Source organism: Gordonibacter pamelaeae, assembly GCF_003340385.1.
In the GTDB taxonomy this organism is placed as follows: Bacteria; Actinomycetota; Coriobacteriia; order Coriobacteriales; family Eggerthellaceae; genus Gordonibacter; species Gordonibacter pamelaeae.
Genome location: NZ_PPTS01000001.1, coordinates 135915 through 158933 on the forward strand (window position 1 = coordinate 135915; position 23019 = coordinate 158933).

Sequence of the window (23019 nt, forward strand, 5' to 3'; positions counted from 1 at the left end):
CTGCGGAAAAGAGCATCCCCTCCGTCAACGATTCCGTGCCGAAACGGGAACGACCGCAGTGCACGGCCCTACAATCGGCAGGAGGGGGCAGGCAACCGCTTGGAGCCGAAAAATGATCGGAGCAGGCATAGTATTTTCATATAAATGGTGCTAGTATAGTATCAATTAAAAGCGCGCCGATTCCCCAGGGCCGGCGCGGAGGGCAAGGCGAGACATAAAGGGGGTGTGCCATGGATATCTTTTCCGATCCCGTGTTGCTGGCGCGTGTGCAGTTCGCCCTGACGGCGGCCTACCACTTCTTCTTCGTGCCGTTGACCATCGGTTTGGGATTGATCCTAGCCATCAACGAAACCAAGTACTACCGCTCGCGCAACGAGAAAGACGCGGCGGCCTCGAGGTTCTGGGTGAAGATCTTCACCGCGACGTTCGTGATAGGCGTGGCCACGGGCATCACGATGGAGTTCTCCTTCGGAACGAACTGGGCCGACTATTCCCGCTTCGTGGGCGACATCTTCGGCGCGCCGCTTGCTGCCGAGGCCCTGCTGGCCTTCTTCCTGGAGTCGGTGTTCCTCGGCATCCTGCTGTTCGGCCGCAAGACCGTGTCGCCGAAATTCTACCTGGTGAGCGCCTGGCTCGTGTGGTTCGGTTCCTGCCTCTCGGCGCTGTGGATCCTCATCGCTAACTCGTGGATGCAGACGCCGGCCGGCGCGGAGCTTGCGGCCGACGGGTCGAAGGCCGTCATCACGGACTTCCTGGGCGCCGCGCTCAACCCGTCGCTCATGGCCCGCTACAGCCACGTGGTGGTGGCGCTGCTCATCATGGGCGCGTTCGCCGCCATGGCCGTGAGCGCGTGGTACCTGATCAAGGGCCGGCACGCCGACTTCGCCATGAAGACCATGCGCATCGGCGCCGTGGTGGGCATCGTCACCAGCTGCGTCATGATCTTCACGGCGCATGCGTCGGCCGTGGTCGTGGCCGAAGAGCAGCCCACGAAGCTCGCCATGATGGAGGGCATGTACGACGACGAGGTTCCGCCGCTGTACCTGTTCGGCTGGGTGGACGAGGAGAGCCAGCAGGTCATCACCCCGTTCTCCATCCCCGGCGGTACCAGCTTCCTGGCCACGGGCACCTGGGACACCGAGTACCAGGGCTTGAACTCGCTGGCCGAGACGGAGCAGTACGGCGCGCTCGACCCCGAGACGGCGCCCGTGAACTTCGTGTTCCAGACGTACCATATCATGGTGGCTATGTACGGCCTGATCATGATCACGGCCATCCTGGCCATCGTGTTCACGTACCGCAAGGGCGGCCGCATCAAGAACATGAAGTGGCTGCAGCGCCTCGTGCTGATCTCGCCGGTGTTCCCGGTCATCGCCATCCAGACCGGATGGTTCACCGCCGAGCTCGGCCGCCAGCCGTGGGTCGTGTACCCGTCGGCCACCGGTCCCGAGGGCGTGGCGCTCGCCACCGGCGACGCGGCTTCGGCCTCGGTATCGGCACCCGAGCTGCTGATCACCATGGCGCTGTTCTTCCTGGTGTACGTGTTCCTCATCTTCGCGTGGGCGCGCGTCATGGGCCGCTTCATCAAGGAGGGCCCGGTGGTGGCGCCGGCCGAGGCCGACGATGCCGCATCCGACGAGGCCAAGCGCAAGGACGCCGTGCCCGGCTTCGCGCCGGTGGACGATCCTGCGGTCGCTGCGAAAGGCGGTGAGTAGCCGTGGAGATGACTTTCTTCAACGTGCTGTGGTTCTTCCTGATCTTCGTGCTCATCGGCGGGTACTTCGTGCTCGATGGGTTCGACCTGGGCGCGGGCGTGCTGTACCCCTTCGTGGCGAAGGACGACCGCGAGAAGGCCGTCGTGCGCCGCAGCATCGGTCCGGTGTGGGACGGCAACGAGGTGTGGCTGCTCACGGCCGGCGGCGCGCTGTTCGCGGCGTTCGCCCCCGCGTACGCCGCCACGTTCAGCGGGTTCTACCTGGCGGTCATGCTGGTGCTGTTCGGCCTGATCGTGCGTGCGGTGTCGCTTGAGTACCGCGGGCACGACAAGAAGTACGGCAAGGTGTGGGACGGCTGCTTCTTCGTGGGGTCGCTCTTGCCGGCGCTGCTTCTGGGCGTGGCCGTGGGCAACATCTACGCGGGTATCCCCATGGATATGAACGGCGATTACGTGGGTGTCCCGCTGCTGGGGCTCATCACCCCGTTCACGCTGCTGTGCGGCCTGCTCGGCCTGGCCATGTTCATGGCGGCGGGCGCCGCGTGGATCGCGCTCAAGGCGCCGAAGCCGTCCGCCCTGCAGGCGCGTGCGGTCGGCCTGCGGCTGCCGCTCCAGGTGGCGGCGCTCGTGCTGTTCCTGGCGGTGTCGGTGTACGGGCACTTCGTCATCCAGCCGGCCATGGACCCGGCGCTCGGCATCGTGCGCTGGCTGTTCGCCATCCTGGCCGTGGGCGGCATCGTGGCCTCCATCGTGCTGGCGCGGCGCGGCGAGGGCAGCGACAAGGGCGCGTTCCTTGCGCAGTCGGTGTCGGCGTTCTGCCTGGTGGGGCTTCTGGCCGCCTCGATGTTCCCGAACCTCGTGGTGGCGTCGGCCGGCAGCGTGGGCCCGTCCATCACGCTCATGAGCGCCGCGTCGTCCGAGCTCTCGCTCATGTGGATGACCATCATCACGTGCGTGGGCCTGCCGCTGGTGCTGGTGTACCACGTGATCATCTACCGCACGTTCCGCGGGCGCATCGAGGACGACGACCTGGCGCACTACTAGCGCGACAGCTGCGGAAACCTTGGCGAAAGCAGAATCGAAGGCCGACCCGATTTGCGGGTCGGCCTTACTTTACTATAGTATTGTGGTAGAGTATTGAGCAACAACGAGCCTGATCAGAGAGGAACGACCATGGCAGAAGATCAAGATCGGACGGTACCCTTGCCCGAGAACCCCGAGCCGCAGCAGCCGGATGGCGCGGCGACGCCCGCTTCCGGGCCTGCTTCCGAGCCGATGCCCACCCCGCCGCCCCCGCCGGCTCCGGGCCAGACCCCGCCCGCGCAGCCGTACCAGGCCGCCGCGCCGCAAGGCCAGCCGCAGCAGCCTTTCGCTCCCGGTCAGTCGGTCAACCCTTACGGCCAGCCTGCGCCTGGCTACTACCAGCAGCCGACGAAGAGCGGCAAGGCTACGGGCGCGCTCGTGTGCGGCATCTTCGCCATCCTGTTGGCGTGGGCCCCGCTGTTCGGCATCATCCTGGGCATCGTCGCCATCGTGCTCGCGGTGAAGGCCGTGAAAGAGGCCGGCAAGGACGGCAAGGCAACCGGCGGCAAGGTGTGCGGCATCATCGGCATCGTGCTCTCCGTGCTATCGTTCATCCTGTACCTGGTCATCGGTTTCGGCGCCATGGCCTACCTCGCGGCGAACCCCGGTTCGGTGACGGTGGTGGACAACGCGCCCTACGCGGATTCAAGTTCCGGGCTCAATGCGACCGAGGACGAGAAGCAGGCCGAGGCCGTGGCCCAAGCGGAGCTCGACAAGCTGAAGAATCAGGACCCGGCGTTCGTGCAGCAGCTTGCGGCCCAGCTCGATGCCGAGTTCGCCGACAGCGCCGGCTACAGCTTGGCCGAGCTGGGCGTCGACCCGGTTGCGTTCGTCCAGTGGCTGCTGGCCGACTTCGACTACCAGCTTGACGGTACCTACACGAACAGCGACGGCACCGGCACCACGTATGCCGACGTGACCATGCGCGACGTGTACGCGTTCGCTAGCACCTTCATGACGGACGCCACGGCGTTCTCGCGCTCCACGGAGGCGGGCTCGATGGACGAGGCGGCCATGAAGGCCAAGCTCGGCGAGCTGTTCAATGCCGCCATGGAGAAGACCACGGACACGACCGAGAGCTATATTGGCGTTGACCTGGTGAAGCAAGGGGATGCCTGGGTCATCGACGAAGAGTCCTGGGCCGATGAGACGGAACTGCTGTTCGGCAACCTCTAAACGCCCCGCGCCGCCCGCCCTTTGCGGGACGCGCAACGCCGACTATGCGGGAAGGCGGGCCCAGCGGCCCGCCTTCCCGCATTTTAGAGATAATAAGACTAAGGTAATCATTAATATTTGGGAAACATCTTCTTAAGAAACACTCAAGGCTGAAACCATTGCTATTAACGCTGCCGGTTTGTAATCTCATCGAAAGGCATCGAGAAGGTGCTGCTCCAAGGGGAAGCACGAAAAAGGAGGGAAGAGATGGCGAGCTATATGGAGAAGGTTCGGCAGTCTTCGGAGCTGAGCAGAAGGGGCTTCGTCAAAGCCAGCGCCGCTGCCACGGCCGCCCTGGCCGTAGGCGGCTTGGCCGGCTGCGCGCCCAACAAGGTCGAGCCGGCGAAGGAGGACAAGGCGCCCGACGTCCGCAACGTCACGGACGGCACCTGGGTCACGGCGGCCTGTTGGCACAACTGCGGCGGTCGATGCCTCAACAAGGCGCTCGTGAAGGACGGCGTGGTCATCCGCCAGAAGACCGACGACACCCACGAGGACAGCCCCGACTACCCGCAGCAGCGAGCCTGCGTCCGCGGCCGTGCGCAGCGCAACCACGTGCTTTCGTCCGACCGCCTGAAGTACCCCATGAAGCGCAAGTCCTGGCAGCCGGGCGGCGGCGAGAACTCCCACGGCGATATGCGCGGCAAGGACGAATGGGAGCGCATCACGTGGGACGAGGCTTATACGTATATCGCCGACGAGATCAAGCGCATCAAGGATGCCCACGGCAACCGCGCGTTCTTCGCCGACGGCGGCCCCGTGTCCAAGTTCTTGAGCCTCTACGGCGGCTACATCGGCCACTGGGGCACCACCTCGCGTGGCGCGTGGACGTACACGCCCGACGTGGTGGGCATCGCCCCGCAGCCGAACGAGGGCATCAACGACCGCCTGGACATGCGTAACAGCGAGGTCGTAGTGATGTTCGGCACGAACCCGGCCTGGTCCTCCGCCGGCAACCCTGCCTACCACCTGTTGCAGATGAAGAAGGCCGGCGCGAAGTTCGTCGCGGTCGACCCCTTCTACAACGACTCCTACGCGCTCGTTGACGCCGAGTGGATTCCTTGCCGCCCCTCGACCGACATGGCGCTGTTTTTAGGCATCGCGAACGCCATGCTGGAGCTTGACGGCGAGAAGGGCCTGATCGACTGGGATTACCTGAACGCGCACACCGTAGGCTTCGATGCCGATCACATGCCCGAGGGCGAGGATCCGGCCGGCAACTTCAAGGACTACGTCTTGGGAACCCACGACGGAACCCCGAAGTCGCCCGAGTGGGCTTCCAAGATCTGCGGCGTGAGCCCCGAGAACATCCGCTATCTGGCGGAGCTCGTGGGCAAGGACAACAAGGCCGCCATCCTTATGGCCTGGGCCTCCGCTCGCACGCACAACGCCGACTGCCTGCCCCAGCTGGTCATGACGCTGGGCGCGATGGGCGGCCACTTCGGCAAGTCGGGCCACATGTGCGGCCTGTCGTGCCACTCGCGCTCCTTCAGCGGCGGCACGTACCTGATCGGCGCGGGCTCCAACGGCCTGCCTTCCATCAAGAACCCCCTGGCCGCCACCGAGAGCATCAACGACACGGAGATGTGGAACGCCATCGTCGACGGTAAGTACACCTATGCGGGCGGCTCCACGAAGAAGGTTCCCGGCGAGCCGCGCGAGGTGGACATCAAGCTCATCTACCACGATAGCATGAACGCGAAGCTCCAGACCACCGACGGGCAGGCCAAGGGCATCGAGGCTCACCGCAAGGTCGACCTCGTGGTCACGCACTCCCTGTTCATGACCACGAACGCCGCCTACTCAGATTTCGTGCTGCCCATCGAGTCCTACTGGGAGAAGGAGGGCGGCTTCCTCCAAGGCAACCGCGAGGCGCTCATCTACCACTCGAAGGTGATCGACCGGATGTACGAATGCCTGTCCGACGAGGAGATCGCCAGCGAGATAGGCAAGCGCCTGGGACTCAACTCCGAAGAAGTATTCCCCTTCGGCGTGAAGCAGCAGCTGTTCAACCAGTTCGCGGGGGCCTATATCGTCGACGAGGCAGGCGAGAAGCAGCCGCTCGTCACCATCACCGAGGACGACATCAAGGAATGGGAGTGCGAAGGCGAGCCGCAAGAGGGCGTCTTGGGAATGAAAGAGCTCATCGAGCAGGGCATGTACCAGATACCCCGCTCGCCCGATGACGGCTACACCTACATCGCCTACGAGAAGTTCGTCCAAGACCCTGAGGCGAACCCGCTGAAGACGGCCAGCGGCAAGCAGGAGATATACTGCGCCCCCTTGCGCGATGCCATAAACGGCATCGGCTACAGCAAGATCGAGGCCATCCCCACCTATGTTCCCCCGCAAGAGGGTGTCGAGGCCACGTATAGCGACTTCGAGGTGGGCGTGAAGGGCGACTATCCCTTCCAGGTGTACAACCCGCATTACCTGCGCCGCTCCCACACCGTGTTCGACAACGTGCAGTGGCTGCGCGAGACCTGGCCGAACCCTGTTTTCATCAGCGTTCAGGACGCGAAGGAAAAGGGAATAGAAGAAGGTGACACGGTGCTGCTCACCAGCCCGCACGGCAAGTGCCTGCGCACGGCCTGCCCCACGCAGCGCTTCATGCCGGGCGTCATCGGCCTGCCCCATGGCGCATGGGTCGATATGGACGAGGAAAAAGGCATCGACCGTGCCGGATCGGACAACATCCTCACCGGGCAGATTCAGTCGGGCCAGGGCGTGTCCGGTTGGAACACCTGCATAGGCAACATCGAGAAGTACCAGGAAGAGCTCGCACCCGACTGCGAGCAGCCCATGCGCATCCCCGAAGCGCAGATGTAGGAGAGGTGATCGACGATGGGAAACGGATTCTACTTCGACATGACCGCCTGCATCGGCTGCAGAACGTGCCAGGTTGCGTGCAAGGACAAGAACGACCTTGAGATGGGCGTGATCTTCAGGAGGCTGTCGGACTTCGAGGTGGGGGAGTACCCCGCCGTGCAGACCTACCACTACTCCGGCTCGTGCAACCATTGCGAGAAGCCCGAGTGCGTGGCGGCCTGCCCTAACGCTGCCATGTACATCGACGAGGAAGACGGCACGGTGCAGCACGACGACGAGAAGTGCATCGGCTGCCAGTACTGCGTGAAGGCGTGCCCGTACGGCGTGCCGCAGCATATCGAATCGATCCAGAAGACGCACAAGTGCGACGGCTGCATCCAGCTTCGCGCGAACGGCGAGCAGCCGGCCTGCGTGGCAGCGTGCCCGATGCGCGCCCTCGAGTTCGGGCCGATCGACGAGCTGCGCGCCGCGCATCCCGATGCGGTGAACGCCATCGCGGTGCTGCCCGAGCCCAAGACCGAGCCGAGCATCGCCATCGAGGCGAAGCCGGCGGCGCTCGAGCCCGACCCCGTGTCGGCGCTCATGTAACATCCGATGACAAGCTGCAGCGGCCTCCTCCCTCCCAGCCGCTGCAGCTTGCCCGTAAGGGGGACGACATGCACTACGATGATACGGCGGGCACCATGCTCGCCAACAGGTGTTTCCTCTACCGCTACCTCTGGCGGGCCTTCGCGGCCGAGCCCGACGACGCGCTGCTCGATATCGTGGCCGATGCGCACACGCGAGAGGAATGCGCGCTGCTCGACGGCGAGGACGGCGAGGGCGCGCGCCTGCAGGATGCGCTCGCCGAGGTGGCGGCCGCAAACGGCCTCGGGCAGCTGCGCAGTGTGTACACGAAACTTTTCATCGGCCCGGCGAAGCTCCCCGCCCCACCATGGGAGTCGGTGTATGCTACCGGGGAGCCGCTGCTGTTCCAGGAGAGCACGCTTGCCGTGAGGGAGGCCTACCGCCGGGCGGGCTACGCCGCCGCGGGTTACCCCCACGAGGCCGATGACCACCTGGCCGTGGAGCTCGACTTCATGGCGACGCTCGCGTCCGACGCACGCGCCGCATACGAGGCGGGCGACAAGGGGCGCAGTGCGGATCTGCTCTCGGTGCAGCGTGATTTCCTGCGCGAGCACCTGCTGGCATGGGTCGGGGCTTTCGCGGAGCGGCTGGCGGACAGTGCCGGTGCCGGGGCCTTCTACCCGCGGTTCGCAGAGCTGGCGGCCCTCGTGTGCGCCCGCGACGCCGAGGTGCTGGAGGAGCTGCTGGCCGCGGGGTAGGGTAGCCGCGACCGCCTGGGGAGGGGCAGCGTCATGGGGAACATAAAGCTGAAGACGAAGTTCGCGGGCCTGATCATCGTGCTGATCGCCGTATCGCTCGTGGCCAACCTGGCCTGGACGTCCGAGAACAAGCGCGCCCAGATGGAGAACGAGTTGCGCGAGAAGGGCATGGTTCTCACCCAGCAGATGGACGCCGTCTGGGAGTTCATGGCCTCGAACCAAGACCGCCTCGAACAGATATCCTACACCGATGACGGCGTGTACCAGGGCCTCCACTGCGCTATCGCCGGCCGCAGCATCGGGCAGCTCTTCACGTCGCAGTCCAGCTACACCACGCGGTTCGTGAACTTCAACCCGCGCAACCAAGCCGACGAGCCGGACGCCTTCGAGGCCCGCGCGCTCGACGCGTTCTACGCCGACTCCTCCTGCCGCGAGTTCTACGAGATCACGCAGTACCAGGGCGAGGAGGTGTTCCGCTACCTTGCGCCCATGCGCATCGAGAAGAACTGCCTCGACTGCCATGGCGAGCCTGCCGGCGAGATCGACGTGACCGGCTATGCCAAGGAAGGATGGCGCTCGGGCGACGTGGGCGGGGCTATCAGCATCGTCATACCGCTCGACGTGTACATGGACAGCGAGAAGGGCGCCGTGGTGCAGGACGTCATCTTCTTCGGCGGCATGCTGGTGGCGTGCCTGGTCATCATGTACCTGGCGCTCACCTACCTTGTCACACGGCCGCTCAGCAAGATACAGGCGGGCGTCGAGCGCATCCAGACGGGCGACTTGGACGTGGAGCTGGCGCACACGGAATCGTCGCGCGAGATGAACACGCTCATGACCGAGTTCAACGAGATGGCGCACGAGCTGGCTGGCATATACAGCAACCTGGAGGCGCAGGTGCAGGTTCGCACCGCGCAGCTGGCCGAGGCGAACGCCGTGCTCGAGCGGCAGCGCGCCCAGCTGGAGGAGGCCAACGGCCGCCTGCGCGACGAGAACCGCTACAAATCCGAGTTCCTGGCCATGATGAGCCATGAGCTGCGCACGCCGCTCACGTCCATCATCGCCTTCACGGAGCTGCTGAACCGCAACAGCGAGCCTGCCGACGAGAAGGAGGCGGAGACGCGGCGCGAGATCGAGGCGAACAGCCGCGCGCTCCTGCTGATGATCAACGACATACTGGAGATGAGCCGGCTCGACGCCGGAAGGATAGAGATGAACAGGGAAACGGTGGACTTAGGAGACATCGCGGGCATGGTGCAGGCCGTGGTGCAGCCGCTGGCGAACCGCAAGGGCATCGCGTTCGCCTGCGAGATAGACCCCGACGTGCCGCTCGTGACGGCCGATTTCGAGAAGCTGCGCCACGTGCTGGAGAACCTGTGCGGCAACGCGGTGAAGTTCACGCCGGAGGGCGGCGACGTGCGCCTGTCCATCAGCTGGCATCCCGAGTGCGGCCAGGTGTGGCTGCGCGTCGCGGACACGGGCATCGGCATCGCGAAGAAGGATCAGCGGCGCATCTTCGACCGCTTCGTGCAAGCCGACTCGTCGGCGTCGCGCCGCTACAACGGCACCGGCCTGGGGCTCTCGCTGGCGAAGGAGTACGCGGAGATGCATGGGGGTACCATCTCGGTGGAGAGCGAGCTGGGGCACGGCAGCGTGTTCACGGTGCGCATACCGGTGGATGGGCCGGACGGGATCTGAGCACGGCAAGGGCGCGGCGTGCGGGCGGGCGCGTGCGGGCGGTCGCCGGCGGGTGCGGTCGGGCGCGGCGACGGTGGGAACCAAGGGGAAGGGGAGGAACCGTATGGGAAATGCAGCGAAAGTGATGCTCGTCGACGATGACGAGAGCCTGCACGTGCTCATGAGGCGCATCGTGGAGGATGCGGGCTATGCGTTCTGCGCGGCGTTCGACGGCGAGGAGGGGCTGGCGCTGCTGGCCGACGAGAAGCCCGACCTGCTGCTGCTCGACGTGATGATGCCCGGCATGAACGGCTTCGACGTGTGCCGGCGCATGCGCGAGGAAGGGCGGCGCATACCCATCGTCTTCCTGTCGGCGAAGGGCGACATCGTGGACAAGAGCATCGGCTTCAAGGCCGGCGGCGACGACTACGTGGTCAAGCCGTTCAGCCCCGACGAGCTCTTGCTGCGCATCGAGGCGCATCTGAGGCGCCACAAGGACGACCTCGCGTTTGCGAAGGCCGTGAACCGCGAGGGCAGCTCCACGACGGGCGACTTGGAGGTGTTCTTCAACCAGTACGAGGCACGGTTGCACGGGCGGAAAGTCGACCTTACGGCCAAGGAGTTCGAGATCCTGGCGCTTTTGGCCGCGAATCCAGGGCAGGTGTTCACGCGCCAGCAGATCTTCGCGCACATCTGGGGCGAGGATAGCGAGGTGGACGAGAGCAGCATCACCGTGTTCATGCGCAAGATCCGCGAGAAGATAGAGGAGAACCCCTCGCAGCCGAAGTACCTGCTCACCGTCTGGCGCGTGGGCTACAAGTTCGCCGAGCGCTGTTGACCGACCGCAAGCCACGGTGTCTGCATTGGGCGGGCCACGATGCAGCAGTCAGGTATCGTGGCCCGCCTCCAACGTGCGGTTTTGGCCTCTTGCTACGACAGGCGCTGTCCCAGCTCCTTGGCGGCGGCCGCTTTGTCGAAGTTTCCGGAGGTCTTCTGCGTGAGCGCGCCCATGACGCGCCCCATGTCCTTCTTCGTGGAGGCGCCCGTTTCGGCCAGCACCTCGTCGATGAGCGCGGTAAGCTCGGCGCCCTCCACCTGCTTGGGCAGGTAGCTTTCCAGGATAGTTACCTGCTCGGTCAGCATGTCCGTGCGTTCTTGGTCGTTGCCGGCCTTGATGGACCCGTCGAGCGTCTCGCGCGTCTGCTTGATGAGCCGCTTGAGCATGGCGTCGACGTCTGCGTCCTCGATGTCGCGCCGCTCGTTCACCTCGATGTTCTTGATCTCGCCATGCACCTGCCGCAGGATGGACAGCCGAACCTTGTCCTTCGCCTTCATCGCAGCCTTGATCTCGTCCTTCAACTCGTCGTACTTCATCCGGTCCCTCGCTTTCGTTGTGCAATCTCGTTTCGTCACGAGTATACTGCACGAAACGCAACACCAAAAAACAAGAACGAGTGTTTCACGTGAAACACTCGTTCTTGTTAAGTGACAGAAGAGATCTTGGGATTTTCGACCTTTTCCCACCTGTTATTCCATTGATCGGTCAATTCCCCCATCATATACTTGTGAAGCTCTTCCGTGGTACTGATACTGCTTATCGAAGCGCTTGTAGGGGTTCCATTTTCTTTGACGCACCGATACCAGGATTGATCTATGGGGTCGTAAACGAAGTTTGCAGACCAGTTATCACCCGTTCCCTCTCTCGCAAACAACCAAGTTTCCCCTGTACTCTTAAAAAAGGGTTGCACGTTGTAGTCCTTGCCTTGGTAAGTGAGTAAAGGGGAACCATATTCTGCGAAAAATAGTTCCCTCATTTTTGAGTTGTTATTTTTTATCTTCGGGTCGGTGATACTGTCGATGAACTTGTTCCAGTCCGAGAGATAGGACTTGCTGGTTGTTATGCTCGGGTTTTCCGTTTCGTCTGGATGTTCATCGCAGGTAATGCTCCGTGTACCTGTGTCCCAGCTCCAATTTCCGCCATTCGGGCAGGTGTAACCTTTAGCCAGGCGGTCGATTTTACCGAAAACCTCCGCCTCCTTCTCCGTATCCATCGCAGTCGTCACCACTTCGGCGTACATGCTGCGGCGGTTGGCTATGCAGGTGGCTTCTTGGGCTTTTGCCAGCCGGGCTGTGAACACCGGGATGGCTATGGCCACGAGCACACCGACGATAGCCACTACGATAAGCAGTTCGGCTAGGGTGAAGCCGCCGATGCGGCGAAGCTTTGGGTTGTGCGAGGGCACGTTGTCGGGCATGCTCGGTCTCCTTTTATGCGGCAAACCGCATCATACCCGCTCCGTTGCGCGGGCACAATGGCAGAGGGGTTTAATTGCTGGTCAGGTGAATGCAAAAACCACGTTACAAGCTGGGTAAAAGAGAGGGGTGCGTGCCGGTGCTCTGGTATGATAAGGGCGCATATAGTTCGAGCGGAGGATGTTCATGAGAGATCTGCCTGCAAACCAGCTGAATCCCAAGATAAAGAACGTGTGGCGCATCAACGATGCCATCTGGCTCACGGTGGTGTTCCTATGCTGCTTCGTGCCGTTCGCCATCGCAGCGGCGGTGGAGCCGGAGGGGTGGATGTTCGTCGTGCTGGCGGCGGTGGCTGCCCTGTACGTGGCGGGCATGGTCGTGTGGCTGGTCGTGCTGCCGCCTATCCGCTTCATGCGGTGGCGCTACGAGCTCTCGGACGACTACCTGGATATCGCGCGCGGCATCATATGGCGCAAGCGCTTCGTCATCCCGTTCATCCGCGTGCAGAACACCGACACGCGCCAAGGACCCATCCTGCGCGCGTTCGGCCTGGCCAGCGTGACGGTCGCCACGGCCGCGGGCGAGCACGAGATACCGGGCCTCGACAGCGGCACCGCCGAGCAGCTGCGCGACAAGGCGGCCGAGCTCGCGCGCCTCGCGCAGGAGGACGTGTGATGGCCGTGGACCAGCAACAAGCCCCGCAGGACCGGGCGCCGCAACCGTCCCGCGGCGATTCGCAGCCCCAGCCTGACTACCCGGCTCCCTACGGACAACCGCAACCCTACGCCCCGGCGCCTTATCCCGGCCAGCCGTACCCGCAGCAGCCCCTCCCGCAGCAGCCGATGCCGCAGGAACCGCCCCGCCACCATGTGCACCACAGCTACATTTGGCTCGGCAGCATACAGGCGGGAGCCGCCATGTTCTTCGTGGTGCTCGTCTCGGGCTTCTCCGGTTTCGTGGGGGCGCTGGCCGATGGCGAGACCATCGGCGACGACCTGCCCCTGCTCATGCTGGTTATCGGCGCCATCGTGCTGGGCCTCGTGCTCATCATCGGCTTGGTGGCGCTTTTCCAGTGGCTGTCGTACAAGCATCTCTACTACATCATAGGCCCCGAGGAGTTCAACCTGTACTCGGGCATCTTCAACAAGAAGCGCGTGCACGTGCCCTACCAGCGCATCCAGTCGGTCGACCAGCGCGCATCGCTGCTCCAGCGCGTGTTCGGCGTGTGCACGGTGAGCATCGATACGGCAGGCGGCTCGAACAACAAGGCCGTGCAGGTGCCCTATGTGCAGAAGTCGCAGGCCGAGCAGCTGCGCACCGAGCTGTTCGCGCGCAAGCAGTACGCGACGGCCGTGCAGGAGGGCATGGCGCCCCAGGAGGCCGCCGTTGCCGTGGCGGCTGCGAGCGGCGTGGTGCTGCCCCAGGCGGGTGCGGCCGGGCAGGCGGCGGTCGCGGGATCTGCCGGTCAGGCGCCCCACAATGTGCTGGATGCGCCGGCTGAGATATGGACGGACGTTCGCGGCGTGTTCGGCGGTTCGGCCGTCGATACCGGCAAGGTGACGTACGAGTACGGCTTGACCAACAAGGAGCTCCTGTTCACCGGCTTGTCGAACAACACCGCGTTCGTGCTCGTCATACTGGGCATCTTAGGCGGCGCAGCCCAGTTCGCCAGCCAGATGGCACCTGTCCTCACCGGCATGGTAGATCCGCTTGTCGGCCAGTTCATGCTCTTGAGCGGCCAGCTGTTCGGCGGCAACCTCGTGGCTGCCGGCGTGGCTTTGGTGCTGGTTATTGCAGCCGTCATGTGGCTTTTGTCCATCGTGGGCAGCGCCATCTCGTTCGGCGGCTTCCGAGCCTGTCGGCGCGACAACCGCATAGAGGTGGAACGCGGCCTGCTGCAGCATCAGTTCCAGGGCGTGAGCGTCGACCGCGTGCAGTCGGTCATCGTGAAGCAGAGCTTCATCCGCCGCCTGCTGGGCTATTGCGAGCTCTCGCTCGGCAAGATCGATGCAGCAGCCGAGAGCTCCGACGAACAGCAGAAGAGCCTCAGTCAGGGTTTGGTGGTGCATCCGTTCGTGAAGATGAGCCGCGTGCCCGAGATCCTTGCCGGCCTGGTGCCCGAGTTCGCCGGCGTGCCGGTGGAGAGCACGCCCGTGGCGCCTGTGGCGCTGCGACGCGCGCTTATCCGTCGCGGCATCATCCAGGGAACGGGGCTGTGGCTCGCCGTCATCATCGCCATCGGGCAGCTGTGCTCGAACGCGTTTATCGTCCCTGACGGGGACGGCGTCATCGCCCTCTTCTATATCAACACCGGCGCCTTCATCGGCTATGCGCTGTGCCTCGTGCTGTTCGTGCTGGACCTGGTAGGGGCGGTGCTGTGGTTCCGCGGGTCCGGGTTCGCGTACAACGAGCATTTCATGCAGGTGAGCAACGGCGGCTTCGCCCGCGAGACCGTGAGTTTCCCGCGCAAGAAGATCCAGTTCGGCTATACGAAGACGAACCCGTTCCAGCGCCGCGCCCGTACGGCCACCGTGAGCGCCCGCACCGCGGCCGGCGTCGGCGGCACCACGATTCGCCTGATCGACGTCTGTGAAGAAGATGCCCGCAGCTGGCTCGATTGGCTCAAGCCGCGGGGAAATGTGGTAGAGTGAGGCATTATGAGCGCACAGGTAACACCCGATGCATCGGATAGTCGAAGTAGCACTTCCCCTTTGCCGGAGCCTCCGGACGAAACCCCTGCGGCCTGCGAGCCAGCCGTGCCGCCCGCTGCGGCAACGGCGTCCGCCGTGCCCCATTCCTCGGTAAGCGCGTTGAGTGCGGATCACGTCGTCCGCGAGTACAAGGCGGGCGAGGAGATAGCCAACTCCATCTCGCACGGCCTCGGCATCGTTTTCGCCCTGGCGGCAATTCCGTTTCTGGCCGTGCGTGCGGCCGCGCATCCTGAAGTCGTCTACCTGGTGGGTGCGCTCGTGTACGCCTACTCCATGCTGCTCGAGTACACCATGTCCACGCTGTACCACGCCATCGCCGTCGACAAGGCGAAAAAGGTGTTCAAGGTGCTCGACCATAGCTGCATCTACCTGTTCATCGCTGGCTCCTACACGCCGTTCTGCCTCATCTCGCTCGCCGATTCGGGCGGCCTGTGGCTGTGCGCGTTCGTGTGGGCCGTGGCGTTGGCGGGCGTGGCCAGCGAAACGTTCTGGGTGTTCCGTCCACGTTGGATATCAGCCGTGCTCTACCTGCTCATGGGATGGTGCGTCGTGTGGTTCCTGCCGCCGCTCATCGCAGCCCTCTGGGGGCCGGGCCTGTGGCTGCTCGTGGGCGGCGGCGTGTGCTATACGATAGGCTGCATCTTCTACGTGCTGAAGAAGATTCCCTATATGCATTCCATCTTCCATCTGTGGGTGCTGGCCGGAACGGTCTGCCAGTTCTTGGCCATCGCCTTCTATATTATGTAAGCGGCGCGTGCACGAGCGCGCGGGCATGACAGCCCCACGGTTGCCGGGGTGGAGGCGGCTTCGTATCCGCACCCCATTCTCCGGCGAGGCGCGAAAGCGCGAACACGGGCCGCAGAGGCGGCTCCGCACGCATCCGCAACGCTAAAAGGAGTGAGTTTCGCTTTCATGGACATAGGGATAAGCATCGTCGTCACGTTTTTGCTCGTTCTGGTTAACGGCTACTTCTCCATGTCGGAGATGGCCCTGGTCAACGCCAAGCATGTGCTGCTGCAGAAGGATGCCGACGAGGGCGACAAGAAGGCCCAGCGCGCGCTTAGCCTGGCCAGCGACTCGGGGCAGTTCCTGGCCACCATCCAGGTGGCTATCACGCTCGTGGGCTTCTTCGCGTCCGCCGCGGCAGCCACGAACCTGTCGGACCCGCTTGCACAGTGGCTGTCCGGCTTCGGCGTGGGTTGGCTCTCGGTCATCGCGCCCGGCCTGGCACCCGTGCTCATCACGCTCATCGTGTCGTACCTGAGCATCGTGGTGGGCGAGCTCGTGCCGAAGCGCATGGCATTGGCCGACGCCGAACGCGTGAGCAAGACGGTGGCCGGCCCCCTGATGGTGTTCCAGAAGGTCGCGCGCCCGCTGGTGGCGCTGACCTCGGCCTCGGCCAACGGCTTGTCGCGCCTGCTGCGCATCAAGAACGCCGACGAGCGCCAGAGCGTGTCCGAGGAAGAGATCAAGTACATGGTCACGGACAACGACGAGCTGCTGCCCGACGAGAAGCGCATGATCCACGACATCCTGGACCTGGGCGACATGACGGTGCACGAGATCATGCAGCCGCGCGTGGACATGATCCTCGTGGAGGATACGGAAACCGTGCGCCAGGCCGTCGACCGCATGCGCGGCACCGGCTACTCGCGGCTGCCCGTGTTCCATGAGGACATCGACCGCATCGTGGGCATCGTGCACTACAAAGATCTGGTCGGGCCCCTCATGGACGGCAAGGAGAACGAGCCGGTGGCGGACTACGCCTACGAGGCTCTGTTCGTGCCCGAGACGAAGGACCTGTTCCCGCTTCTTTCCGAGATGCAAACGAATAGGCAACAGATGGCCATCGTGGTTGACGAGTACGGTGGCACCGATGGTTTAATTACCGTCGAGGACATTGTGGAGGAGATCGTCGGCGAGATCATCGACGAGTCGGACATCGAGAACAAGTTCATCACGCCGCTGTCGGACGGAACGTGGCTCGTGGACGGGCGCTTCCCCGTGGAGGACGCGCTGAAGCTTGGCTGGCCCGTCACGGAGTCGGACGACTACGAGACGATGGCCGGGTGGCTCATGGGCATGATCGATTTCGTTCCCCAGGTGGGCGACGAGTTCGAGTTCGGCGGGTACCGGTTCAAGATCCAGGCCATGCGGCGCAGGCGCATCTCGAACATCCGGGTGACGCGCGAGGTTGGTGCGGACAACGCGCCGGCTGTGCAGGCCGAGGACGATGCGGGCCGCGATCCCGCCGAAGCTGCCGCCGAGAACGCCGAGCATCCTGCCTCCCACTGATAGTGCAGCGTCGACGGTTCGACCAGGAGGCAGCGTGAACACCGAGAAGCGACTCTACCGCTCGCGCAACGCGCTCGTCGGGGGCGTGTGCGCCGGTGTGGCCGAGTACTTCAGCTTCGACCCGCTGGTCGCCCGCATCCTCACGGTGGCGTTCACGCTGTCCACGGCGGGGTTGTTCGCCGTTGCCTATGTGGCGCTGTGGGTCATCCTGCCCCTGGCTCCCAACGAGGCTGGTCCTGTGGAGGTGGAGCCCCACTCCGTGCACTCGGACACGTACGGCTCCGTGGACGTCGGCGCGTCGCGCACCCGCGCCGACGACGCCGCCCGCGCTGCCTCCGAGGTGGCGGCCGCACGGCAGCACCTTCCTTACGACGCCTATGCGGGCACGGGGCACGTGCCTCCCGAACCGCCCACGGCCGAGGCCGCCGCATGGGCGCAGCGGGCGCAGTGCCAGGTGCCGTCCGGCTGGCAGGCGCCCGGATGGGAGGCACCAGGGTGGCAGTCTCCCAACTGGCAGGCGCCGCCCCGCGCAGATCACGCTCCGGCGGGAGGGGGAGCGTCCTCGGTGCCGGGCGGCTCTGCAGAACCGCAGCAAGCCGGAGTGCCGAACGGCTGGCGTGCACCGGATGCCGCGTCCGCACCGCCGCCTGCGTGGGGCCCGCAGCGGAACGCCGGGGTGAAGGCGGCCGTGTTCGTCGGGTCGTTCCTGCTGTTCTTCGGCATAGCCGCGCTGCTGGCCGAGAACATCGACGGCATTGCGTGGTGGCAGTTCTGGCCGCTTGTCCTCGCCATCATCGGCATCGTGCAAATGGTGGTTCCTGGGCCGCCGGGCCACCGCATGATCCAGTTCGTGGACGGCCTCATGCTCTTCAGCTTGGGCAGCACGCTGCTGTTCTTCAGCCTGGGCTTGGTGGGGTGGGCGTCCTTGCAGCTCATGTTCCTGAACCTATGGCCGCTGCTGCTCATGATGGTGGGGTTCTTCATTATCGGCGGCGCGCTGCATGCGCCGTGGTGGACGTTGCTCGCGGGGCTGTGCTTCGTGGCGTTCTGCGTCCTGGGGATGCTGTGGTTCTCCGTGCCGGGGCCGAACGACCTCATTGTGCTCACGCTACCCTACGGCCGTGAGTTCGTCATCCCCTTCGAAGTGGGCGTCGCCGTGGTTCGCTAGCGCTGCCGCTTACCTCCCGTGCTTCGCCTACGGTCGCTTTGTTCGAAAAACGAACACGCGGGGAAGATGCATGATCACCTGCGCATCTGCGGCTTCCTTGTTTGTTAAGCGAACAAAACGTGGAGGCCGTCTCCACACTTTTTTGCTCCCGTAGGGCCCCATGGGCTAAAATACACCTCGACAAAACAGCATATCGGCCCTTCGGCAGCAACCACCCCTCATAATCTACCACGCTGTCACCGCTTCGGCGGCCTGGTCGTGCGCTGTTCATTGAAAGGTAACCAAGGTTTGACTGACAGACGATACAAGCAGCGGAAGTCGAGCATTGTCGCGAAGATCGCGGCGGTCGGGTGCGCGTCCATCGTGCTCGCCGGGTGCATCGGCTTCGGCATTGCCTCCGCAGGCGGCAGCGCGCAGGAAGTTGACGCGTTCGGCATCGATGCCTTGAGCGCCCCTGTGTCCGAGGCCGATACTGCAACGTTCGCCGAGAACGCGACCGATTCCTCCGCGCGCGAGGCCACGGTGCTTGCCAGCACGGCGAAGCGCGACATCTCCAAGGGCATCGAGGCCATCGAGGCCGAGGAGGAAGCCGCCCGCATCGCCGCCGAGGAGGCCGCTCGTGCCGAGGAGGCCGCCCGCGTGGCCGCCGCCGAGGCAGCGAAGGCCGAGCAGCAGGCGCGTGCCGCCCAGGACAGCGCCGCTTCCGCGCTGGCCAGCCTGCCCGACGTGGACTTCTCCGTGGGCAAGGAAGCCTTCATCTCCACATGGACCGACCGCATCGACGCCTACCTAGCCGGCTCGCCGCTGGCGGGGCAGGGTGCGACGTTCGCCACGGCCGCTTGGGACTACGGCGTGGACCCGCGCTGGTCGCCCGCCATCTCCAACACCGAGAGCTCGAAGGGTGCCGTGTGCTTCAAGCCGTATAACGCCTGGGGTTGGGGCCAGTCGGGCTGGGGGAGCTGGGAAGAGGCCATCAACGCCCACGTGGCCGGCCTTGCGAGCGTTTACGGCTATTCCATCACGTACGGCGCTGCCATGAAGTACTGCCCGCCGAACTACGACCACTGGTTCAACGCAACGCTGGGCCAGATGATGATGATCTAAACGTTTCGCCGGCCGCCGGGCCGGCGAAACTGTTTTTCCGCCCCGGAACCGATGATGCCAGGCTGCCTTTAGCTCCCCAACGGGCGTGTATCGCCGCTTTCCCGCGCGCGAGGCTTGCAGTATGCTAGGGCGCGGCAGGAAATCGGCGCCGCACGGGCGCGTGGTGAAAGGATCGGTATGAGCAACGTGATCGTCGTCGGCTGCGGCCGCGTGGGCTCGCAGTTGGCGAACATGCTGTCGGACAACGGCAACAACGTGTGCGTCATCGACAAGAACGCCGACGCGTTCGCGAACCTGGGCCGCAACTTCAACGGCTCGACGGTGCAGGGCCTCGGCTTCGACGAGGAGACCCTCGTGAAGGCCGGCGTGGAGGACTGCGACGTCATCGCGGCCGTCACGCAGTTCGACAACACGAACCTCATGGTGGCCGAGGTGGGCAGCCGCCTGTACGGCGTCCCCCATGTCATCGCCCGCCTGTACAACCCCGACCACGAGCGCGCCTACATGCAGCTGGGCATCGACCACGTGTGCGGCACGTCGCTGGTGGCCGAGGACGTGTTCAGCAAGATCGTGTCGGGTCACGGCGCGCACATCGACACGTTCGGCGAGTTCGAGGTGCTGCGCTTCTCGCTCGACCTGAGCTGGCGCGACACCGACCATCCCACCATCCGCGTGTCCGAGATGGAGCGCGACCACGACATCCGCATCATCGCGTTCGAGCGCGCCGACGGCTCCGCCTCATCCATTCCCACGCGCGACTCGATCCTCTACCAGGGCGATTCCGTGCTCGCCTGCGTGCGCCACGAGCTTATCGGTGCGTTCTCGCGCTACATCCAAGACTAGGAGAATCCCATGTACATCGTTATCGCCGGCGGCGGCAAGATCGGTGAGTACCTGGCCAACGTGCTGCTGCAGAGCGGCAACGACGTGGCCGTGATCGAGGAGAACCTGCAGACAGCCGACCATCTGTCCATTGTGCTGGAAGGGCGCTACCTCGTTATCCACGGCGACGGGTGCGACTCGAAGTACCAGGAGGACGCCGGCATCCGCAAGGCCGACGTGTTCGTGGCCACCACGGGCCAGGACGACGACAACCTGGTATCGTGCGAGATCGCCCAGCGGGTGTTCAACGTACCGCGCTGCATCGCGCGCGTGAACAACCCGAAGAACCTGCGCATCTTCCGCGAGGTGGGCATCGAGAGCGTGTCGTCCACCACGCTCATCGCGACCCTTATCGAGGAGGAGACGCTGCTGGGCAGCGTGAGCGTGGCCTCGTCGCTCACGCATGGCAACGTAGTGCTCACCGAGATCACCGTGCCGCGCATGCGCTACCACTCCAACGAGGCCGGCATCCTTGCCTCAAGCGTGCCGCTGCCGGAGAACAGCCTGATAGCCGCCGTGTCTCCCAAAGACGACGACAACGTGGAAGTGGTGGGCGAGGAAACCGTGCTCTACCCCGGCGACAAGGCCATCGTCGTAGCCGACACCGAAGTCCTTGACGAGGTGCGCTCCCTGTTCAAGGGGCTCTAGGTTCCGGCGGCCTACCTGCCGGCCTCGCAGGCTTCTCGGCGCCAACCCGGCGTGCTCCTCCTATCCCTCGCGCGCCGCGCGCAGCTCCTCGAGGGCTTCGGGCGGGGTGTGGGCGCAGGTGCCGTCGCCCAACGCGACCACCTGCACGGGGTCGCCGGGCTTCACCTCGCCGTCCTCCAGCGCCACGAAGAACACGCCCTCGCGGGGGAAGATGCAGTCGCCGGCCAGGTGGTAGATGGCGCACTTCGTGTGGCACACCTTGCCGATCTGCGAGAGCTCCAAAAGGGCCCCGCCCACGCGCACGCGCGTGCCCAGCGGCAGCGCAAGGAGGTCGATGCCCTCGGTGGTGACGTTCTCCGCGAAATCGCCCTCGGCCACGTCAAGGCCCATGGCCTGCGCCTTCTCGATGGACTCCCATGCCAAGAGCGACACCTGCCGGTGCCAGTCGCCGGCGTGCGCGTCGCCCGCCACGCCCCGGTTCGCCTCGATAGCGGCACCGCCCGCGCACGGCGTCTTGCGTCCGCCCTTGCGCCGCGACGTGTTCACCGACCGCACGCGGCCCTCCCTGCACTCCTCCATCTTGTCCGCCCTTCTCCCGAATGCCTAGTATTTCTATAGGAAAATATACTACTTGATCGAGGATAAGCAAGTCAAGCGCGCCGCGCCCAAGGCTCGACACTTTCCGTGAAGTGCGCCGCTCGGGGGCTGGTTTGCGGTATGCTGGTTGCCATCAGGTACGACGTGGGAAAGGGACCGGCGTGATCAACCGTTACACGCGCCCGGCTATGGGCGCCATCTGGGAACTCGAGAACAAGTTCTCCATCTGGAAGGAAATCGAGGTGCTGGCGTGCGAGGCGCAGGCCGAGCTGGGAAAGTCCGGTATCACGAAGGAGGAGGCCGCGTGGATCCGCGCGCACGCCGATTTCACCGTCGAGCGCATCGATGAGATCGAGAAGGTGACGAACCACGACGTCATCGCGTTCACCACGAACATGGCCGAGTACATCGACGCCGACGTGCCCGAGGGCCAGGAGCCGCCCAGCCGCTGGGTGCACTACGGCATGACGTCTTCCGACCTGGGCGACACCGCGCTGTCCTACCAGATCACGCAGGCTATCGACATCATCCTGGAGGACATCAAGCAGCTGGGCGAGACGTGCAAGCGCCGCGCCTTCGAGTTCCAGGGGACGCTGTGCGTGGGCCGCACGCACGGCATCCATGCCGAGCCGATGACGTTCGGCATGAAGTTCGGCAGCTGGGCCTGGGCCCTCAAGCGCGCCCAGACGCGCATGGAGGAAGCCCGCAAGGTGGCCGCCACGGGCGCCATCAGCGGTGCCGTGGGCACGTACTCCAGCATCGACCCGTTCGTCGAGCAGTACGTGTGCGAGCACCTGGGCCTCTCGCCCGACCCGCTGTCCACGCAGGTGCTAGCGCGCGACCGCCACGCGCAGGTCATGGCCGGCCTCGCGGTGACGGCGTCCACGCTGGAGTCCATCGCCATGCAGGTGCGCCTCTTGCAGCAATCCGACGTGATCGAGGCCGAGGAGCCGTTCACGAAGGGCCAGAAGGGGAGCAGTGCCATGCCGCACAAGCGCAACCCCATCACGGCCGAGCGCGTCTGCGGCCTGGCCCGCACCGTGAAATCCAACGCGCAGGTGGCCTTCGACAACGTGGCGCTGTGGTACGAGCGCGACATCAGCCACTCCGGCGCCGAGCGCGTGGCGCTGGCCGACAGCTTCATCGCGCTCGACTACATGTTCGGCAAGATGCAGTGGATGCTCGACGGCCTGCAGACCTACCCGGCCAAGATGGAGCACAACCTGTGGCGCACGCGCGGCCTCATCTTCAGCTCGAAGGTGCTGCTGGCGCTCGTGGACACGGGTATCAGCCGCGAGGACGCCTACGTCATCGTGCAGCGCAACGCCATGAAGGTGTGGGAGGACATCCAGAACGCGGTGGACGGCCCCACCTACCGCGAGAACCTCGAGGCCGACCCCGAGGCGAACCTTAAGCCCGAGGTGCTCGACGAGATCTTCGACCCGTGGGACTTCCTCACCCGCAAGGACGTGGTGTTCGACCGCCTGAAGGAGCTGGAGTTCTAGCGCCCGTTTCCCT

The 23019-nt window shown here is 64.7% G+C and carries 20 protein-coding genes; 17 read left to right on the plus strand and 3 right to left on the minus strand.

Annotation, left to right across the window (positions count from 1 at the left end; all coding sequences use genetic code 11):
• The first annotated feature begins 230 nt into the window (after positions 1-230).
• The 8 genes from C1877_RS00560 to C1877_RS00595 all read left to right on the plus strand — a co-directional run bounded on the left by C1877_RS00560 (position 231) and on the right by C1877_RS00595 (position 10681).
• Complete coding sequence (locus C1877_RS00560) at positions 231-1715, plus strand: cytochrome ubiquinol oxidase subunit I (protein ID WP_015539195.1); 1485 nt, start codon at positions 231-233, stop codon at positions 1713-1715.
• Positions 1716-1723: 8 nt separating this feature from the next.
• Positions 1724-2758 (plus strand): cytochrome d ubiquinol oxidase subunit II, encoded by a 1035-nt coding sequence (cydB, locus tag C1877_RS00565; protein WP_015539194.1) that lies wholly within the window; start codon positions 1724-1726, stop codon positions 2756-2758.
• 129 nt (positions 2759-2887) lie between these two features.
• Positions 2888-3973 (plus strand): DUF4190 domain-containing protein, encoded by a 1086-nt coding sequence (locus C1877_RS00570; protein WP_114568081.1) that lies wholly within the window; start codon positions 2888-2890, stop codon positions 3971-3973.
• 246 nt (positions 3974-4219) lie between these two features.
• Positions 4220-6841 (plus strand): molybdopterin-dependent oxidoreductase, encoded by a 2622-nt coding sequence (locus tag C1877_RS00575; protein ID WP_015539193.1) that lies wholly within the window; start codon positions 4220-4222, stop codon positions 6839-6841.
• 15 nt (positions 6842-6856) lie between these two features.
• Positions 6857-7429: a 4Fe-4S dicluster domain-containing protein gene (locus C1877_RS00580; RefSeq protein ID WP_015539192.1), complete on the plus strand. Its 573-nt coding sequence runs from the start codon at positions 6857-6859 to the stop codon at positions 7427-7429.
• A 68-nt stretch (positions 7430-7497) separates the two neighbouring features.
• Positions 7498-8166 (plus strand): TorD/DmsD family molecular chaperone, encoded by a 669-nt coding sequence (locus C1877_RS00585; RefSeq protein ID WP_114568082.1) that lies wholly within the window; start codon positions 7498-7500, stop codon positions 8164-8166.
• 33 nt (positions 8167-8199) lie between these two features.
• A complete protein-coding gene (locus tag C1877_RS00590) occupies positions 8200-9864 on the plus strand; it encodes an ATP-binding protein (RefSeq protein ID WP_015539190.1) in 1665 nt (554 codons plus the stop codon).
• Between the two features lie 103 nt (positions 9865-9967).
• Complete coding sequence (locus tag C1877_RS00595) at positions 9968-10681, plus strand: response regulator transcription factor (protein ID WP_041239145.1); 714 nt, start codon at positions 9968-9970, stop codon at positions 10679-10681.
• Positions 10682-10773: 92 nt separating this feature from the next.
• Here the strand turns inward: C1877_RS00595 and C1877_RS00600 are convergent, their stop codons facing one another.
• Both C1877_RS00600 and C1877_RS00605 read right to left on the minus strand, forming a co-directional pair.
• The gene (locus tag C1877_RS00600; protein ID WP_015539188.1) at positions 10774-11217 is read right to left on the minus strand and encodes a GatB/YqeY domain-containing protein; all 444 of its coding nucleotides are present in this window, start codon (positions 11215-11217) and stop codon (positions 10774-10776) included.
• 107 nt (positions 11218-11324) lie between these two features.
• Positions 11325-12098, minus strand: coding sequence for a prepilin-type N-terminal cleavage/methylation domain-containing protein (locus C1877_RS00605; RefSeq protein WP_015539187.1), 774 nt, complete (start codon positions 12096-12098; stop codon positions 11325-11327).
• 184 nt (positions 12099-12282) lie between these two features.
• Between C1877_RS00605 and C1877_RS00610 the strand changes: the two genes are divergently transcribed.
• The 8 genes from C1877_RS00610 to C1877_RS00645 all read left to right on the plus strand — a co-directional run bounded on the left by C1877_RS00610 (position 12283) and on the right by C1877_RS00645 (position 20904).
• Positions 12283-12771 carry a PH domain-containing protein gene (locus C1877_RS00610; RefSeq protein WP_041240121.1) on the plus strand — a complete coding sequence of 163 codons (489 nt, stop codon included), beginning with the start codon at positions 12283-12285 and terminating at the stop codon, positions 12769-12771.
• A complete protein-coding gene (locus tag C1877_RS00615; protein ID WP_114568083.1) occupies positions 12771-14747 on the plus strand; it encodes a PH domain-containing protein in 1977 nt (658 codons plus the stop codon). Before C1877_RS00610 ends, C1877_RS00615 begins: the two co-directional genes overlap by 1 nt.
• 135 nt (positions 14748-14882) lie before the next feature.
• Positions 14883-15554: a PAQR family membrane homeostasis protein TrhA gene (gene trhA, locus C1877_RS00620; protein ID WP_227154824.1), complete on the plus strand. Its 672-nt coding sequence runs from the start codon at positions 14883-14885 to the stop codon at positions 15552-15554.
• 165 nt (positions 15555-15719) lie between these two features.
• Positions 15720-17102, plus strand: coding sequence for a hemolysin family protein (locus tag C1877_RS00625; RefSeq protein ID WP_015539184.1), 1383 nt, complete (start codon positions 15720-15722; stop codon positions 17100-17102).
• 34 nt (positions 17103-17136) lie between these two features.
• Positions 17137-18270, plus strand: coding sequence for a PspC domain-containing protein (locus C1877_RS00630; RefSeq protein ID WP_181813760.1), 1134 nt, complete (start codon positions 17137-17139; stop codon positions 18268-18270).
• A 288-nt stretch (positions 18271-18558) separates the two neighbouring features.
• Positions 18559-19374 carry a CMP-2-keto-3-deoxyoctulosonic acid synthetase gene (locus tag C1877_RS00635; RefSeq protein ID WP_114568086.1) on the plus strand — a complete coding sequence of 272 codons (816 nt, stop codon included), beginning with the start codon at positions 18559-18561 and terminating at the stop codon, positions 19372-19374.
• Positions 19375-19551: 177 nt separating this feature from the next.
• Positions 19552-20217 (plus strand): potassium channel family protein, encoded by a 666-nt coding sequence (locus tag C1877_RS00640; RefSeq protein ID WP_015539183.1) that lies wholly within the window; start codon positions 19552-19554, stop codon positions 20215-20217.
• Between the two features lie 9 nt (positions 20218-20226).
• A complete protein-coding gene (locus tag C1877_RS00645; RefSeq protein WP_015539182.1) occupies positions 20227-20904 on the plus strand; it encodes a potassium channel family protein in 678 nt (225 codons plus the stop codon).
• 60 nt (positions 20905-20964) lie between these two features.
• Here the strand turns inward: C1877_RS00645 and C1877_RS00650 are convergent, their stop codons facing one another.
• A complete protein-coding gene (locus C1877_RS00650) occupies positions 20965-21483 on the minus strand; it encodes an MOSC domain-containing protein (protein ID WP_015539181.1) in 519 nt (172 codons plus the stop codon).
• Between the two features lie 179 nt (positions 21484-21662).
• Between C1877_RS00650 and purB the strand changes: the two genes are divergently transcribed.
• Entirely contained in the window at positions 21663-23006 is a 1344-nt protein-coding gene (gene purB / locus C1877_RS00655; protein WP_114568087.1) for an adenylosuccinate lyase, read from the plus strand.
• Positions 23007-23019 lie beyond the last annotated feature (13 nt).

Excerpts from the sequence above, each read along its gene's own strand:
- C1877_RS00570 (WP_114568081.1), top strand. The coding sequence starts at position 2,888 with ATGGCAGAAGATCAAGATCGGACGGTACCCTTGCCCGAGAACCCCGAG.
- C1877_RS00650 (WP_015539181.1), bottom strand. The coding sequence starts at position 21,483 with ATGGAGGAGTGCAGGGAGGGCCGCGTGCGGTCGGTGAACACGTCGCGG.
- C1877_RS00575 (WP_015539193.1), top strand. The coding sequence starts at position 4,220 with ATGGCGAGCTATATGGAGAAGGTTCGGCAGTCTTCGGAGCTGAGCAGA.
- C1877_RS00580 (WP_015539192.1), top strand. The coding sequence starts at position 6,857 with ATGGGAAACGGATTCTACTTCGACATGACCGCCTGCATCGGCTGCAGA.
- C1877_RS00600 (WP_015539188.1), bottom strand. The coding sequence starts at position 11,217 with ATGAAGTACGACGAGTTGAAGGACGAGATCAAGGCTGCGATGAAGGCG.
- C1877_RS00590 (WP_015539190.1), top strand. The coding sequence starts at position 8,200 with ATGGGGAACATAAAGCTGAAGACGAAGTTCGCGGGCCTGATCATCGTG.
- C1877_RS00645 (WP_015539182.1), top strand. The coding sequence starts at position 20,227 with ATGTACATCGTTATCGCCGGCGGCGGCAAGATCGGTGAGTACCTGGCC.
- C1877_RS00560 (WP_015539195.1), top strand. The coding sequence starts at position 231 with ATGGATATCTTTTCCGATCCCGTGTTGCTGGCGCGTGTGCAGTTCGCC.
- C1877_RS00615 (WP_114568083.1), top strand. The coding sequence starts at position 12,771 with ATGGCCGTGGACCAGCAACAAGCCCCGCAGGACCGGGCGCCGCAACCG.
- C1877_RS00605 (WP_015539187.1), bottom strand. The coding sequence starts at position 12,098 with ATGCCCGACAACGTGCCCTCGCACAACCCAAAGCTTCGCCGCATCGGC.
- C1877_RS00640 (WP_015539183.1), top strand. The coding sequence starts at position 19,552 with ATGAGCAACGTGATCGTCGTCGGCTGCGGCCGCGTGGGCTCGCAGTTG.
- C1877_RS00595 (WP_041239145.1), top strand. The coding sequence starts at position 9,968 with ATGGGAAATGCAGCGAAAGTGATGCTCGTCGACGATGACGAGAGCCTG.
- C1877_RS00610 (WP_041240121.1), top strand. The coding sequence starts at position 12,283 with ATGAGAGATCTGCCTGCAAACCAGCTGAATCCCAAGATAAAGAACGTG.
- C1877_RS00585 (WP_114568082.1), top strand. The coding sequence starts at position 7,498 with ATGCACTACGATGATACGGCGGGCACCATGCTCGCCAACAGGTGTTTC.
- C1877_RS00625 (WP_015539184.1), top strand. The coding sequence starts at position 15,720 with ATGGACATAGGGATAAGCATCGTCGTCACGTTTTTGCTCGTTCTGGTT.
- cydB (WP_015539194.1), top strand. The coding sequence starts at position 1,724 with ATGACTTTCTTCAACGTGCTGTGGTTCTTCCTGATCTTCGTGCTCATC.